This window comes from Rhizobium sp. UGM030330-04 (assembly GCF_003208455.1).
Lineage (GTDB): Bacteria > Pseudomonadota > Alphaproteobacteria > Rhizobiales > Rhizobiaceae > Agrobacterium > Agrobacterium rhizogenes_A.
Genome location: NZ_QKML01000013.1, coordinates 44,466 through 59,145 on the forward strand (window position 1 = coordinate 44,466; position 14,680 = coordinate 59,145).

A 14,680-nucleotide genomic window follows, 5' to 3' on the forward strand; every position below is an offset into this window, starting at 1 on the left:
TTCGCTGGTGATGAAGGGCAGAAAATGGCCGATCTGGCGGTATATGCGGGTTTGTTTCTGACGGCCTTTGTGGCGGCGACCATTCTGCCCATGCAGTCGGAGGCGGCGCTGGCCGGTCTCATCCTCCTGAAGTCACAGCCTGTCTGGCTGCTGGTGGCCGTCGCCAGTGCCGGTAATGTCGCCGGCTCCTTCGTCAACTGGCTGCTTGGTCGTGGCATTGAAGGCTTCCGGCATAAGCGCTGGTTTCCCGTTGGCGAGGCTGCGCTGCAACGTTCCCAGAACTGGTATCGGCGTTATGGCCGGTGGTCGCTGCTGTTAAGCTGGGCGCCGCTGATCGGCGATCCGCTGACGGTTGCGGCCGGCATCATGAAAGAGCCGCTGCCGGTCTTTTTGCTGCTGGTCACCATCGCCAAGGTCGGGCGCTACGTCTTGCTGGCGCTGGTGACGCTGAATTTTCTCTGATTGTCTTCAGGGCGTTGCGGCCCGTTCTTCGTTTCAGAAGACAGGGGAGAGGCAGTTTCTTCAGGGCGTCTTGATCGCCTTCTGCGTCCGGTCCTTGCCCACCTCGATCACGTGGCGCATGGCTTTGACGGCGGCATCCGCATCACGTGCGGCAATGGCGTGGACGATGCGCAGATGGTTCGACGCAATTTCGGCGATGGTGCCGGGTGAGGCGGCCGGCGACGAAAGCTGGAAGGAGATGGCGAGTGCCGCTTCGATCAGCCCGCTTGCCGAGCGCATGAAGGGATTGCCGGACATATGCGCCACGGCAAGGTGGAATTCGAGATCGACCTTGGCGATGCTCTCCGGCGTATGTTTTGGATTGTCGAACTTTGCAGCGATGACGTAAAGCGAAACAATATCGTCATTGGAGGCCTGCAGGGCCGCCGCTGCTGCTGCCGCCGGCTCCAGCGCCAGCCGGATTTCTGCCAGATGCGTGACGAATTCCTCGTCTATGCCGGCTTCGCAGCGCCAACCGAGCACGTCGGGATCGAAGAAGTTCCAGCTGGAACGATCAAGGACACGGGTGCCGACCTTTGCTTTCGGCTCCACCAGCCGCTTTGCCGCCAGCGTCTTCATGGTTTCGCGCAGCACGGTGCGCGAGACGCCGAAGCGCATGGAGAGTTCGGCATCATTGGGCAGCAGGGAGCCTTCGGCAATTCTGCCCGAGACGATGGCGCTGCCGAGTTCGGAGACCACATGGGCGTGGCTGTTCCGGCGTTTTCGCCCGCTTATCGTCGTTTCGAGCAGCCCCAAGCAAGCCTCCCTTGGTGGTTATGCCGGGTGTGGCCCGGCCAGTCTCCTGTTTGAATACCAGATGATTGCGCGCTGCAACACGATGAAGACGAAAAGCAGCACACCAATGACGATTTTCGTCCACCAGGAGGACAGCGTCCCGTCAAAAACGATGTAGGTCTGGATCAACCCCTGGATGAGAAGGCCGATGAAGGTGCCCGCCACCAGCCCCGTGCCGCCGGTGAGAAGCGTGCCGCCGATCACGACCGCGGCGATGGCGTCGAGTTCAACGCCCACCGTCGCCAGTGAATAGCCCGACGAGGTGTAGAGCGTATAGACGATGCCGGCGAGGCCGGAGAGAAAGCCGGACAGCGCATAGATGCCGATGGTCGTGGCGCCGATCGGCACGCCCATCAACTCGGCGGATTGCGGGTTGCCGCCGAGCGCATAGATATTGGCGCCGAAGCGGGTGCGGCTGGCGATCAGCATGCCGGCGGCAAAGACGAGAAGCATCAGCATGGCGAGCGCCGTCAGCCTGCCGCCGCCGGGGAAGCGGTAATAAAAGCCCTGTATCGCATCGATGAACGGATGCGAGATCGGCACTGACTGCGTCGAGATCAAATAGGCAGCCCCGCGCGCCAAAAACATGCCGGCCAGCGTCACGACGAAGGGCGGGATGGACAGGAAACGGATCATCGTCCCCATCAGGCAGCCGAACAGCGTCGAGACCACCAGCACGATGGCGAAGGCCAGCAGCGGATGGATATTATAGGTGCCGACCATGACGGCGACGAAGACGCTGGTAAAGGCGATGACCGAACCGATGGAAAGATCGATGCCGCCCGACAGGATGACGAAGGTCATGCCGACGGCCGCGATGCCGAGGAAGGCATTGTCGGTCAGAAGGTTGCCGATCACCCGTGTCGACAGGATCGCCGGATATTGCAGCACGCAGAGAAGATAGGCGATCACGAAGATCGTCAGCGTGGTGAGGAAGGGCAGGTTGCGGCTGTGGATCATCGCGCGGTTCCTTCCTTGGTCATGCCATTGGTGGCCGCCGGTTTGACGTGCGGCTTCGGCGCTCTCACGAAACCGAGGACGGCCATGATCGCCGGCGATTGCAGCGTCAGCACCACCATGATGATGCCGGCCTTGATGATGAGGTTGAATTCCGGCGGGAAGCCCGAGACGAGAATGCCGGTATTGATGGTCTGGATGATCAGCGCGCCGATCAGCGAGGCGGTGATGGAGAAGCGCCCGCCATTCAGCGAGGTGCCGCCGATGACCACCGCAAGGATCGCGTCCAGCTCCAGCCACAGCCCGGCATTGTTAGCATCCGCGCCGCGAATATCGGCGGTGACGATCATGCCGGCGATGGCCGCGCAGAGGCCGGAAACCGCATAAACGAAGAACAGCAGGAAGCGGGCCCGCACCCCGGCCAGTGCTGCGGCGCGGCGATTGATGCCGGTCGCTTCGATCAGGAAACCGAGCGCGCTCTTGCGCACCAGAAGGCCGATCGTGAGCGCCGCCGCCACCCAGATGATGACGGGCAGCGGAATGCCTGCGAACGAGCCGGAACCGATGGCGGAAAAGCTGTCATTGTTGAAGGTGAGAATGACGCCTTCGGTAATAAGCTGGGCGATGCCGCGCCCCGCCACCATCAGGATCAGCGTGGCGATGATCGGTTGTATGTCGAGAAGGGCCACCAGCACGCCGTTCCACAACCCGCAGGCAATGCCCACCGCAAGCGAGATGACGATGACCGAGGGAATGGAATGGCCATTACTGATGAGCGTGGCCGCGACCGCGCCGCAGATGGCGATGACGGCGCCGATGGACAGATCGATGCCCTTGGTGGCGATGACCAGCGTCATGCCGATGGTCAAAAGCGCGACCGGTGCGGCCCGCACGAGAATATCCACCAGACTGCCATAGAGCCTGCCGTTCTGGAACGAGACATGCAGGAAACCCGGCGAAAGGATTGTTATCGCTGCCAGAATGATGAAGAGCGCGGCAAGCTGCGGAGCAAGCCTTTTCAGGCGTCGTGTCACTGCTGCCATCATGCCGCCTCCGTTTTTGCCGCGTCGGCAATCGCCCGCATGATGTTGTCGGCGGTCACGTCACCGCCCTTCAACTCGCTGACATGACGGCGGTCGGAAAGCACCACGACGCGGTGTGCGACGGCGGTGAGTTCTTCCAGTTCGGAGGAGATGACGACGAGCGACATGCCTTCGCTGCAGAGTTTTTCGATCATTTTCAGGATTTCCGCATGCGCGCCGATATCGATGCCGCGTGTCGGTTCGTCGAGGATCAGCAGCCGGGGGTGGGTGGCGAGCCAGCGCGCCAGAATGGCCTTCTGCTGGTTGCCGCCGGACAGGAATTTGATCGGCCGATTGGGGTCGGCCGGGCGGATATCCAGCGACTTGATGAAGCTTTCGGCCAGTTCCGCTTTCTGCCGGCGCGACAGTGGCCGGGCCCAACCCTGCCGTGCCTGAAGCGCCAGCGCGATATTGTCGGTGACGGAAAAGTCGCCGATGATGCCATCGGTCTTGCGCTCTTCCGGACAGAAACCGAAACCGGCGGTGATGGCGGCTTCCGGCGAAGAAATCGCCACCGTCTGGCCGTCGATGACAGCCTTTCCGGTATCCGGCCGGTCGATGCCGAACAGCAGGAAGGCTGTTTCCGTCCGGCCCGAACCCAGCAGCCCGGCGACACCGACGATTTCGCCGGGGCGGATGCCGAGATCGAAGGGGGCGATGCTGCCGCGTTTGCCATAACCTTCGAAACGGATCGGCGGCTCGCCCTCGGCAACCGTATCTTCGGTCGCCTGATGTTCATGGGTGATGTGCTGAAGCTCGCGACCGAGCATCATCGAGATCAGTTCGGAACGGGGCAGGCTGCCGATATCGCGGGTGCCGACGAGGCGACCGTTGCGCAGCACCGTCACCCTGTCGGCTATGTCATAGACCTGATTGAGGAAGTGGGTGATGATGACGATGCCGATGCCGCGTGCGCGCAGGTTTCTCAAGACGCCGAACAGCATCTCGACCTCGTGGGCATCAAGGCTGGCGGTCGGTTCGTCCAGCACCAGCACCTTGCCGGAAAGATCGACTGCGCGGGCAATGGCGATGATCTGGCGGATGGCGACGGAATAGCTGGAGAGAAGCGCGTTGACGTCGATGGACAGCCCATATTGGCCAAGCAGCGCCTGCGAATTCTTCTGCATCGTGCTGCGGTCGATCAGCCCGAAGCGGCGCGGCTGGCGGCCGAGAAACAGGTTTTCGGCAACCGTCAGGTTTTCGAGAAGGTTCACCTCCTGATAGACCGTGCCGATGCCCAGCGCCTGCGCCTCGCCGACATTGGTGGGCGAAATCTCGCTACCTTCCAGAAAGATCGAACCGCTGTCGCGGTGATAAACGCCGGTCAAGATCTTGATCAGCGTCGATTTGCCCGCGCCGTTTTCGCCGAGCAATGCGTGGATTTCACCGCGCCCGAGCGAAAAATCGACGCCATCAAGCGCCGTGATCCCGAGAAAGGATTTGCCGATGGCGCGTGCTTCCAGAAGTGGTGCCGTTTCGGACATTGAGCAGTTCCGTATCGAAATGGGTCTCGGTGAAGTGATCGCGTCGGGAGCGGCGGTTTTCTTCTCCCCGCCGGAAAGGGTCGGATGAGGGGGCTAGCTCGCGGTTTAATCGCTGACCTTGCCCCCTCATCCCGCTGCCGCGGACACCTCCCCCTCGGGGAGAAGAAGCAGGCGGCACGCGCTCGCTCCATACGCGATCATTCTGCAGACTGAATCGGAGAGGTTTCGCTCTCCTCAGCAGAAAGAAACGGCGCAAACCATGCGCCGTCCCTCACGAAACAGGGCTTAGTACCCCAGGCCCTTCTTCGCCTCGTAGACCTTCATCGGATCATCGGATGCCGTATAAAGCTTGGATTCCGTCTGGATCCACTTCGGCGGTTCCTTTTTGTCCTTCAGATAGGCTTCGAGCGCGTCGAAGGCCGGGCCTGCCATGTCGGGTGTCAGTTCCACCGTCGCATTGGCCTCGCCATCCGCCATAGCCTTGAAGATGTCGGGCACGGCGTCGATGGAGACGATCTTGATGTCGGTTCCGGGCTTCAGGCCGGCTTCCTTGATCGCCTGAATGGCGCCGACGGCCATGTCGTCATTATGGGCGTAGACGGCACAGATATCCTTGCCGCCGCCTTCGGCCTTGATGAAGCTTTCCATCACTTCCTTGCCCTTGGTGCGGGTGAAGTCACCCGTCTGCGAGCGTACGATCTTGATATTGGCGTGGGAAGCGATGGCCTCTTCAAAGCCCTTCTTGCGGTTGATGGCGGGCGAGGAGCCGGTCGTGCCCTGCAATTCCACCACCTTGCAATCCTTGGAGCCGACATCCTTGACCAGCCAGTCGCCGGCCACCTTGCCCTCGTGCACCTGATCGGAGGTCACGGCGGTCAGGTAAAGATCATCCGGTGCCTCGATCTGGCGGTCGAGCAGGATGACGGGGATTTTTTCTTCCTTGGCTTCCTTCAGCACGGCGTCCCAGCCGGTGGCGACAACAGGCGCGATCAGGATCGCGTCGACACCCTGCGCGATGAAGCCGCGCACCGCCTTGATCTGGTTTTCCTGCTTCTGCTGTGCGTCGGCGAATTTCAGCGTGACGCCGCGCTTTTCGGCCTGCTGTTTGGTGACGGTGGTTTCAGCCGCGCGCCATCCGGATTCCGAGCCGATCTGCGAGAAGCCGACGGTAAGCGATTGTGCGGAAACACTGGATGCAAGGCATGCGGAAACGGCGACAGTGAATGCCGCAAGAGCTTTTCTCATCTTATCCTCCCAGAGATGATGTCAGCGTGACGCCGACACTATGAGCATATAGTAATACTCTTGAAAAGCGGTTTTTTATCAGTCCCGCAATTTGCCCGATGTCAGTTTGATCGGGATTTTACCTTAAAATCCAATGAATCAATGACTTGTATATATCTCTTCCGTCTTTTCTCTCTCTGAAAACACACCGGAAACGGGCCTCAATCCGGCTTGACAGGCGGAGATGACATCTAATAGTAATACAAATAAATAGATTGGCTTGAGACGGGGCGCGGCGCCAAAAGGCCAGCCGCCATCCGGAGAGGCAGGGAGGGAGAGACCGTTGCGCAATGCCGCTGTCGTCGTAAATGCCGAAAAATATTCGGCTAAAGCCGAAGAAGGGCCCCGATCCACTCGTCTGGACCGGCTCTGTCGGTTATGCGTGATCTCCGAAAGCTGATTCCATTTTCCTTGCGCACAACATAAGCTTGTCGCATTTCGTAATATTTTACCGTTGGCCACTTCCGGCTGGAGACCTGCATCATGACCAAATCCGACAATCTGCCTGCAACCCAAGGCAAACTTCGCTCGCGCGCGTGGTTCGACAACCCCGCCAATGCGGATATGACGGCACTTTATCTCGAGCGTTACATGAACTTCGGTCTGAGCCAGGCCGAGCTTCAGTCCGACCGCCCGATCATCGGCATTGCCCAGACCGGTTCGGATCTTTCGCCCTGCAACCGTCACCATCTGGAACTGGCAAACCGCCTGCGTGAAGGCATCCGCGAAGCCGGCGGCATCGCGATCGAATTCCCGGTCCATCCGATCCAGGAAACCGGCAAGCGCCCGACGGCCGGCCTCGACCGCAACCTGGCTTACCTCGGCCTCGTGGAAGTGCTTTATGGCTATCCGCTCGATGGCGTCGTGCTGACCATCGGTTGCGACAAGACCACGCCTGCCTGTCTTATGGCGGCGGCCACCGTCAACATTCCGGCCATCGCCCTTTCCGTCGGCCCCATGCTGAACGGCTGGTTCCGTGGTGAACGCACCGGCTCCGGGACCATCGTCTGGAAGGCGCGCGAATTGCTGGCCAAGGGCGAGATCGACTATCAGGGCTTCGTCAAGCTCGTCGCCTCGTCGGCGCCGTCCACCGGCTATTGCAACACCATGGGCACGGCAACGACCATGAACTCGCTGGCCGAAGCGCTCGGCATGCAGCTTCCCGGCTCCGCCGCCATCCCGGCCCCTTACCGTGACCGTCAGGAAGTTTCCTACCTCACCGGCCTGCGCATCGTTGAAATGGTCAAGGAAGACCTGAAGCCATCAGACATCATGACCAAGGATGCCTTCATCAACGCCATCCGCGTCAATTCGGCCATCGGCGGCTCCACCAACGCGCCGATCCACCTGAACGGTCTCGCCCGCCATGTCGGTGTCGAGCTGACCGTGGATGACTGGCAGACCTATGGCGAAGACGTGCCGCTGCTCGTCAACCTGCAGCCGGCAGGTGAATATCTCGGCGAGGATTATTATCATGCCGGCGGCGTGCCCGCAGTCGTCAACCAGTTGATGACCCAGGGACTGATCATGGAAGACGCCATGACCGTCAACGGCAAGACCATCGGCGACAATTGCCGTGGCGCGATCATCGAGGACGAGAAGGTCATCCGCCCCTATGAGCAGCCGCTCAAGGAACGCGCCGGCTTCCGCGTGCTGCGCGGCAACCTGTTCTCCTCCGCCATCATGAAGACGAGCGTGATCTCGGAAGAATTCCGCAACCGTTATCTCTCCAACCCGAACGACCCGGAAGCCTTCGAAGGCCGCGCCGTGGTGTTCGATGGTCCGGAGGACTACCATCACCGCATCGACGATCCGTCGCTGAAGATCGACGCCAACACCATCCTGTTCATGCGTGGCGCCGGTCCGATCGGTTATCCGGGTGCGGCGGAAGTGGTGAACATGCGCGCGCCGGATTATCTTCTGAAGGAAGGTGTGAATTCGCTGCCCTGCATCGGCGATGGCCGCCAGTCCGGCACGTCGGGCAGCCCGTCCATCCTCAACGCTTCCCCGGAAGCGGCGGCCGGCGGCGGTCTTGCCATCCTGCAGACGGGCGACCGCGTCCGCATCGATGTGGGTCGCGGCAAGGCGGATATCCTGATATCAGGCGAGGAACTGGCCAAGCGTTACGAGGCGCTGTCAGCCGAAGGCGGTTACAAGTTCCCGGACCACCAGACGCCTTGGCAGGAAATCCAGCGCGGTATCGTCAGCCAGATGGAAACCGGCGCGGTTCTGGAGCCGGCGGTCAAGTACCAGCGCATCGCCCAGACCAAGGGCCTGCCGCGCGACAACCACTAAAGGCAAGGCCGTTTCTGCCGGCCGCTTTTAAAAATCAGCTAAAAATCAGCCCCGGGGCGTCGTCCCGGGGCTGAAATATTTTCAGGCATTAGATGAAGCGCCGGTCTTCAAAACCGCCGCAATGTTCCTGATGTGTAAGGCATACAGCGCCTCGTTGCCCGCCTGCCTACTCCTTCGAGGGGGAGAGCGGCTTTCCCAGATAGGGCAGGAAGAACATGTACAGCCCGCTGACGACAAGCAAGGTCAGCGGAAGAAGCGGGGCATAAACGATCACCGGTGGTGTCGGGCCGAAAGCCATCGAAGCGAAGTTCGCCAGAATGGTGACGGTCAGCAGAATGCCCAGCCACCGATGGCTCTGCCTTATCCATTTTTGCAAGATCAAAGTCGCCCCCGAGAAAAAGCATCCATGATGGAATGTGACACACGGTTGCCTCAACGGGCCTGAACGAGCTTCCAGCCATTGCCGGAAGGGTCGCGGAAACTCGCATCCACCGAGCCGTAACGCGTGATCGGTTCCTGGGTGAATTCGACGCCGCGCTTGTGCATGGCGTCAAAGGCCTTCTGGCAATCCTCGACCACGAGAACCAAAGGCGGCATGGCGCCCTTGGCCACGGCTTCGTTCAGATCCTGCGCCGTCGCCTCGTCAACGGTCGGGGCCTGCGGCCGAAACAGGCCGAGCTGGAAATCCGGCTGGTCCGGATGCTGCACGGTCAACCAGCGATAATCGCCGTTGCGTGCGTCCGTATGCACACGAAACCCAAGTTTTTCGACATAAAATTGCAGCGCCTCGTCCTGGTCATGAACGTAAAGCCCGACGACTTGAACACCATTTTTCATGAGCTATCTCCCTTTCACTCACCGTGCCTACCGCCTTTCGCCTGTCGGCGCTTCTCCGAAACTGCGATTGTGAGATGGGGGCGATGGGCGGCGCTGACGAAGCAATGGGGAACCTGCTCGAGATCGGCGGGCGAAAGCCGCATCTGTCGCCGCACTTCGCTAGGGTTCTCCCCGGTTACATCGCGGAAGACGCGGCCAAATGTGCCGATGCTGTTCCAGCCGGTCTGCAGGGCGATATCGATGACTGGAAGGTCGGTGTCGCGCAAAAGCGCCACGGCGCGCTCCACCCGGCGGGTCAGCAGATAGCGGTGAGGGGGTATGCCGAAGGCATCGCGAAACGATCTTGCAAAATGCGCCTGCGAGGCACCGCTGACTTTTGCAAGGCGTGAAACGGGCCATGCCTCGTGCGGTGCCGCGTCCATATGATCCCTGGCGCGCAGCAGGCGGCGCAGGAGCAACAAGTCTCTGTTTGCAGAGTTCTTTTCATTTCCAGACGGCATACGGCAATCATTGAATGAACCTGCAGTCCTTGGCAAGGTTCATGCCGGCGAGCCGTTGCGGGTGATTTAGATCACCGGATAAAGCGACCAGAAGAACAGTTCATATTCCTGGTCACGGTCGTCATCATGCGGTTCGTCGTCCGGTCTGCGCGGTGTCTTGTCCTGAAATTCGGTCTCCACCCGCTCATTGACGACGGGCATTCTTCGGCCGATGCCAAAGAGGTCAAAGGAGAGCATGTTGAACCCTGCTACCATGGCCAGTTCCCTTCTTCACGCGAGTTAACGGTGTGTTAAGTTTCGCGCGTTGCCATGATTTCGTCAAGATTGGCCACGGAATTTGTCTACTATTTTTAACAACAATGTCGTGATTGGCGTTTCACCGGTGCCGGATTTCACGCAATGAATGTTTGTCGGTGCCCTCAAACCTCTTTCGAAGCGGCCTCGGAATAGCTCTTTTCGGCCGCTTCCAGCGCGGAATCGGTATCGGTGGCATGGCCGAGGTTTTTCAGGGCACCTGAGACGGCTGCGATATTGGCTTTCACCGCCTGCGGATGCGCGCGCCGACCGGTATGGTTGAGCCTTATCAGCCGTTCCGCGCCGGGGCCGACGCCGGCGGAAATATCCGCGCCATGCTCTCTGGATATAGCGGCGAGAAACGCTCCGGCTTCGACGGTATCCGGCAGGATCGCCGTGGAAACGAGGGCTGAGGAATGCGCTTCCTCCACCCAGTTGGCGATGCCGAGTGCCCTGATGCCGTGACGGGTGGCCGCCGCTGCCCGCTCGTGGCGCGCATTGGCGGCTGGCAGACCCTCCGCCTCGATCCTGTCGAGCGCGGCCTCCAGCGCGTAAAATTCCAGCGGCGCCGGCGTTCCGGGCAACGCGCCACGGCCGGCATCCAGCCAGAGCTGTTTCTGGTCGAGAAGCGAGAGCATGGAGTTGGTGGGCGCTTTGTCGTGCGAAAGCAGCCGCCATGCTTTTGGGCTGACCGAAATGGCCGATATGCCGGCCGGGCCGGCCAGCGCCTTCTGCGGCCCGATGACGGCGATATCGACGCCCAGCCTGTCGACCTCGAAGGCATGGCCGCCAATCGAGGCGACGGCATCCACCAGCGTGACGACGCCTCTTTCTTGCGCCAGCGCGGCAATGGCGGGCAGGGGGTTGAGAATGCCGCTTGCCGATTCCGCATGCACGATGGCGAGAAGATCGAAACCCGGCCCGTCATCCAGCGCCCGTTCCACCTCGGCGAGCGTCACCGGCTTTGCCGGGCTGGCCGTCAGGTTGCGCACCGTCGCGCCGCCCCGTTCCAGCCAGCCGCCGAACCATGCGCCATAGGGGCTGGTGACGATGTTGAGCGCCCTCAGCCCCGGCCGCGCGAGGCTAGTCGCCGCCGCCTCCAGCGCCAGCACGGCTTCCGCCTGTATCAGCAGCACGTCGTTTTTTGTGCCCATCAGGGCCGCCAGCCGGTCGGCCAGCACGGCGTAACGCTCGGCGGGGAAAGCGGGCGGGTCGAGGAGCAATGCATAATCCGGGGCGGGCATGTCTTATCCTTGCATGGTGGTGATGAGCCGCGGCGCGGCATCGATCAGGCTTCTGGCGGTCGAGGATTGCGGCGCGGAAATGATCGCTCCGGTCCCGCCGATTTCAACGATCCGACCCGTCTCCATGATCGCGACACGGTGGCAGACAGCGCGGATGACGGCGAGATCGTGGGAAACGAAAATACAGGAAATCGCCGTTTCCCGCTGTATTTCCACCAGCAGTTCGAGAATCTGCCGGCGAACCGAAACATCGAGCGCCGACACCGCTTCGTCCATGATGAGAAGCGACGGTTTGAGCGCAATGGCGCGGGCAATCGCCACACGCTGCCTCTGCCCGCCCGAAAGTTCGAAGACGGAGCGACCGGCATAGGCACCGGGCAGGCCGACACGCTCGAGAAGGCGGCGTATCTCCGCCGGGCGCTCGCGTCTCTGAACGATGCGGTGAATGCGCAGCGGCTCGCCTATGGCGTCCTCGACGGTGGCGCGTGGGTTGAAGGCGCCATGCGTATCCTGAAACACCATCTGCATCTGCTGCCGGGCGGTGCGCAATGCACTGCCGCCAAGCGAGAGCCAGTTGCGGTTTTCGAAACGGACAGTCCCTTCGTCGGCGGGTATCAGCCGCATGAGGATGCGCGCCAGTGTCGATTTCCCGCAGCCGGAGGGGCCGGCAAGGCCCAGCGTCTCGCCGCGCTTGAGCGAAAACGAGATATCGGAGAGCGCCGTCACCGTTCTTGTGCCGGTGCGGTAGGTCTTGGAAAGGCCGTCCACGCTCAGAAGAGTTTCGTTCATGGCACGGCCTCGCTGGCGAGCGGCGGGGTCGAAAGATCGAGGTAATCGGCAAGCAGCGCCCGGGTATAGGTATGCGCGGGCGCGGAAAGCACACGCCGCGCCGGGCCGTGTTCCACCAGTTCACCAGCGCTTAAAACCGCGATGTCGTCGGCAAGGCTGGAGGCAAGGCCGATATCATGGGTGATGAAGACAAGCGTTCTTTCTTCCTCGCGCACGAGATCATCGAGAAGGGTGGCGATGGCCGCCTGGGTTACCGTGTCGAGCGCGCTCGTCGCCTCGTCGGCAATCAGGATCGAAGGGCGCGCCGCAATGGCGGCGGCAATCGCCACACGTTGCCTCTGCCCGCCGGAAAGCTGGTGCGGATAGGCGGTGAGCAGATGGGAGGGATGCGGCAGCCGCACCTTTTCCAGAAGATCGCGGGCAAGATCGCGCGCCGCTTTCCATGAGAGGCCGAGATGCCGCACCGCGCCCTCCGCCACCTGTTCGCCGATGGTCAGGACCGGGTTCAGCGTCGCGCCGGTATCCTGAAAAATCGTGCCGATATCGTGCCCCGGCATCGGCCTGCCGGTGAAAAGACCGCTGTCGCGGCTCCAGGAAATATCGCCCGAGACCCGCGCCACCTGCGGCAGAAGGCCGGCGATCGCCTTGCCGAGCGTGGATTTGCCCGAGCCGCTTTCGCCGATGATCGCCAGCCGCTGCCCCTGCCGTATCGTCAGGGAAACCTTGCGCAGCGCCGGTGCATCGGCCGCGGCATAACGGACGCTGAAATCGTCTATCCGGCAAAGGGCGTTGCCGCTCATGGCGCCTGCCTCCTCGTCGCCATCGCCCGGTTGATGCCTTCTCCGAAAAGATAGACACCGAGCACGGTGACCAGCAGGCCGATGCCGGGGATGACGGACAGGAACGCCGCTGAGCGGAGCACGTTGCGTCCTTCCGCGATCATCGAGCCCCAGGTGACGATATTGGGATCGCCAAGCCCGAGGAAGGAGAGCGCCGCCTCGGTGAGGATGGCCGCGGCAACGATGATGGCGGCGAGCGCCAGAACCGGCGGCAGGGCATTGGGCAATATCTGCCGGAAGGCGATTTCCAGCGGATGCATGCCGATGGCGCGGGCGGATTGCACATAGTCCTGCTCGCGGATGCTCAGCACCTGCGCCCGCATCAACCGCGCCGGATCCGCCCACGCGCCGAGCGCAATGGCCAGAATGACTGTCGGCATCGAGGGGCCGATGGTGCTGACAAAGGCAAGCGCCAGCAGGAAATTCGGCACGATCTGGAAGGCATCGGTGACGCGCATCAGCGCCTCATCCACAAGGCCACCGGCAAAACCGGCAATCGTGCCGATGACGGTGCCGAAAACAAGCGCTGCGGCGGCCGCACCCATGCCGACGAGCAGCGATGCCTGCGCGCCATGGGCAAGTTCGGCCAGCACATTGCGGCCCAGCCGGTCGGTGCCGAGCGGCAGGGCCGCATCTGTAAAGGGCGCAATCAGCGGCTCGCCGACGATCGCCAGCGGATCGCCGGGGAACAGGAGGGGTGCGGAGAGCGCAATTACCGCCAGCAACGTCAGGATGACGGTGCCCGTTACACCTTCGAAATTGCGCAGGAGCCGGAGAACGAAACTCATGCCGCACTCTCCCCGCTGCCGATGCGCGGATCGAGAATGGAATAGAGAATGTCGACGGCGAGATTGACGAAGATGACGAAGACGGCGCTGGTGAGGATGATGCCCATCAGAAGCGGCGTATCGCGGCCGCTGACGGCCTCCTGCGCCAGCCGCCCGAAACCCGGAATGGCAAAGACGCTTTCAATCACCACGCTGCCACCCAGCATGGTTGCGGCCTGCAGGCCAAGCACAGTGATAAGCGGCAGGGCCGCGTTGCGAGCAACATGGCGCAGCACGATGCGCCGTCTGGAAAGCCCTTTTGACGTGGCAAACAGCACGAAATCCAGCGGCCAGACCGCCGCCATGGCGGTGCGCATGACGCGCAGGAACAGTGCCAGATAGATGAGGCCAAGGCTGGCGACCGGCAGTACGAGATGGCGGGCAATATCCAGCGCCCGTGCAAAGCCCTGTTTGCCCGATGCGATGGTTTCTATGCCTGACGTGGGCAGCCAGCGAAGCTGCACGGCAAAGACGATGGCGAGAACGAGGCCGAGCCAGAAACCGGGCGTGGCGTAAAGCGTGAGCGACAAGGCGGAGAGCACGCGGTCGGTCACCCCGCCGGGGCGCGCGCCGGCGACGATACCGAGCGCGGTGCCGAGGATGAAGGCGAGTGCGGTGGCGCTACCCATCAAAAGCAGCGTGTTCGGCAGCCGCTCGAGGATCAACCCCAGGACCGGCCGGTCAAAGGCAAGCGACCAGCCGAGATCGAGCCGCAGCACCGAACTGGCATAAAGCCAGAAGCGGGCGAGCATCGAGCCGTTGAGGCCATATTGCTCGCGCAGCGCATCCCGCAGCCCCGCATCGCCGCCGCCGATGGAAACGAGATAGGCATCCACCGCATCACCGGAGGCATTTTCAAGCAGGGCGAAGGTGAAGATGAGAACGATCAGCAGCACCGGAATGGCGCTGATCGCCCTTCGCCGCAGCAAAGACGTCGCACGTTTCACGGCGC

16 protein-coding genes are annotated in these 14,680 nt (G+C 61.8%); 2 read left to right on the top strand and 14 right to left on the bottom strand.

Going from position 1 to position 14,680, the window contains the following annotated elements; translation table 11 throughout:
* Positions 1–24: 24 nt before the first annotated feature.
* Positions 25–462, top strand: coding sequence for a YqaA family protein (locus tag N434_RS19310; protein ID WP_110759916.1), 438 nt, complete (start codon positions 25–27; stop codon positions 460–462).
* 60 nt (positions 463–522) lie between these two features.
* Here N434_RS19310 and N434_RS19315 read toward each other — a convergent pair whose 3' ends face one another.
* The 5 genes from N434_RS19315 to ytfQ all read right to left on the bottom strand — a co-directional run bounded on the left by N434_RS19315 (position 523) and on the right by ytfQ (position 6,064).
* On the bottom strand, positions 523–1,257 hold the full coding sequence (locus N434_RS19315) for a FadR/GntR family transcriptional regulator (protein WP_110759917.1): 735 nt from the start codon (positions 1,255–1,257) through the stop codon (positions 523–525).
* Positions 1,258–1,275: 18 nt separating this feature from the next.
* A complete protein-coding gene (gene yjfF / locus N434_RS19320; protein ID WP_110759918.1) occupies positions 1,276–2,256 on the bottom strand; it encodes a galactofuranose ABC transporter, permease protein YjfF in 981 nt (326 codons plus the stop codon).
* The gene (locus N434_RS19325; protein WP_181424028.1) at positions 2,253–3,296 is read right to left on the bottom strand and encodes an ABC transporter permease; all 1,044 of its coding nucleotides are present in this window, start codon (positions 3,294–3,296) and stop codon (positions 2,253–2,255) included. Before N434_RS19325 ends, yjfF begins: the two co-directional genes overlap by 4 nt.
* Positions 3,296–4,819 (bottom strand): sugar ABC transporter ATP-binding protein, encoded by a 1,524-nt coding sequence (locus N434_RS19330; RefSeq protein ID WP_110759920.1) that lies wholly within the window; start codon positions 4,817–4,819, stop codon positions 3,296–3,298. The genes N434_RS19325 and N434_RS19330 overlap by 1 nt, the downstream gene beginning before the upstream one ends.
* A 285-nt stretch (positions 4,820–5,104) precedes the next feature.
* Positions 5,105–6,064, bottom strand: a complete 960-nt coding sequence (gene ytfQ, locus N434_RS19335) for a galactofuranose ABC transporter, galactofuranose-binding protein YtfQ (RefSeq protein WP_065117051.1) — start codon at positions 6,062–6,064, stop codon at positions 5,105–5,107.
* Between the two features lie 522 nt (positions 6,065–6,586).
* Here ytfQ and N434_RS19340 point away from each other — a divergent pair.
* Positions 6,587–8,398, top strand: coding sequence for an IlvD/Edd family dehydratase (locus tag N434_RS19340; protein WP_051796065.1), 1,812 nt, complete (start codon positions 6,587–6,589; stop codon positions 8,396–8,398).
* Between the two features lie 166 nt (positions 8,399–8,564).
* Here N434_RS19340 and N434_RS19345 read toward each other — a convergent pair whose 3' ends face one another.
* From N434_RS19345 to N434_RS19385, 9 genes are all read right to left on the bottom strand, one after another.
* The gene (locus N434_RS19345; protein ID WP_423752563.1) at positions 8,565–8,774 is read right to left on the bottom strand and encodes a hypothetical protein; all 210 of its coding nucleotides are present in this window, start codon (positions 8,772–8,774) and stop codon (positions 8,565–8,567) included.
* A 56-nt stretch (positions 8,775–8,830) separates the two neighbouring features.
* Positions 8,831–9,235, bottom strand: a complete 405-nt coding sequence (locus N434_RS19350) for a VOC family protein (RefSeq protein ID WP_004438893.1) — start codon at positions 9,233–9,235, stop codon at positions 8,831–8,833.
* A gap of 14 nt (positions 9,236–9,249) precedes the next feature.
* Positions 9,250–9,696, bottom strand: a complete 447-nt coding sequence (locus N434_RS19355; protein WP_405049161.1) for a helix-turn-helix domain-containing protein — start codon at positions 9,694–9,696, stop codon at positions 9,250–9,252.
* A gap of 105 nt (positions 9,697–9,801) precedes the next feature.
* Complete coding sequence (locus N434_RS25825; RefSeq protein ID WP_065117047.1) at positions 9,802–9,990, bottom strand: hypothetical protein; 189 nt, start codon at positions 9,988–9,990, stop codon at positions 9,802–9,804.
* A 164-nt stretch (positions 9,991–10,154) separates the two neighbouring features.
* A complete protein-coding gene (locus tag N434_RS19365) occupies positions 10,155–11,273 on the bottom strand; it encodes a pyridoxal-phosphate-dependent aminotransferase family protein (protein WP_110759924.1) in 1,119 nt (372 codons plus the stop codon).
* A 3-nt stretch (positions 11,274–11,276) separates the two neighbouring features.
* Positions 11,277–12,062, bottom strand: a complete 786-nt coding sequence (locus N434_RS19370; protein WP_110759925.1) for an ABC transporter ATP-binding protein — start codon at positions 12,060–12,062, stop codon at positions 11,277–11,279.
* Positions 12,059–12,862: an ABC transporter ATP-binding protein gene (locus N434_RS19375; protein ID WP_110759926.1), complete on the bottom strand. Its 804-nt coding sequence runs from the start codon at positions 12,860–12,862 to the stop codon at positions 12,059–12,061. Before N434_RS19375 ends, N434_RS19370 begins: the two co-directional genes overlap by 4 nt.
* Positions 12,859–13,689: an ABC transporter permease gene (locus tag N434_RS19380; protein ID WP_110759927.1), complete on the bottom strand. Its 831-nt coding sequence runs from the start codon at positions 13,687–13,689 to the stop codon at positions 12,859–12,861. Before N434_RS19380 ends, N434_RS19375 begins: the two co-directional genes overlap by 4 nt.
* Positions 13,686–14,675, bottom strand: coding sequence for an ABC transporter permease (locus tag N434_RS19385; RefSeq protein WP_110759928.1), 990 nt, complete (start codon positions 14,673–14,675; stop codon positions 13,686–13,688). Before N434_RS19385 ends, N434_RS19380 begins: the two co-directional genes overlap by 4 nt.
* Between the last annotated feature and the right edge of the window lie 5 nt (positions 14,676–14,680).

Bases quoted from the DNA above. Each gene is read 5' to 3' on its own strand.
- N434_RS19350 (WP_004438893.1), bottom strand. From the start codon at position 9,235: ATGAAAAATGGTGTTCAAGTCGTCGGGCTTTACGTTCATGACCAGGAC.
- N434_RS19325 (WP_181424028.1), bottom strand. From the start codon at position 3,296: ATGGCAGCAGTGACACGACGCCTGAAAAGGCTTGCTCCGCAGCTTGCC.
- N434_RS19310 (WP_110759916.1), top strand. From the start codon at position 25: ATGGCCGATCTGGCGGTATATGCGGGTTTGTTTCTGACGGCCTTTGTG.
- N434_RS19365 (WP_110759924.1), bottom strand. From the start codon at position 11,273: ATGCCCGCCCCGGATTATGCATTGCTCCTCGACCCGCCCGCTTTCCCC.
- N434_RS25825 (WP_065117047.1), bottom strand. From the start codon at position 9,990: ATGGTAGCAGGGTTCAACATGCTCTCCTTTGACCTCTTTGGCATCGGC.
- N434_RS19370 (WP_110759925.1), bottom strand. From the start codon at position 12,062: ATGAACGAAACTCTTCTGAGCGTGGACGGCCTTTCCAAGACCTACCGC.
- ytfQ (WP_065117051.1), bottom strand. From the start codon at position 6,064: ATGAGAAAAGCTCTTGCGGCATTCACTGTCGCCGTTTCCGCATGCCTT.
- N434_RS19330 (WP_110759920.1), bottom strand. From the start codon at position 4,819: ATGTCCGAAACGGCACCACTTCTGGAAGCACGCGCCATCGGCAAATCC.
- yjfF (WP_110759918.1), bottom strand. From the start codon at position 2,256: ATGATCCACAGCCGCAACCTGCCCTTCCTCACCACGCTGACGATCTTC.
- N434_RS19340 (WP_051796065.1), top strand. From the start codon at position 6,587: ATGACCAAATCCGACAATCTGCCTGCAACCCAAGGCAAACTTCGCTCG.
- N434_RS19375 (WP_110759926.1), bottom strand. From the start codon at position 12,862: ATGAGCGGCAACGCCCTTTGCCGGATAGACGATTTCAGCGTCCGTTAT.
- N434_RS19380 (WP_110759927.1), bottom strand. From the start codon at position 13,689: ATGAGTTTCGTTCTCCGGCTCCTGCGCAATTTCGAAGGTGTAACGGGC.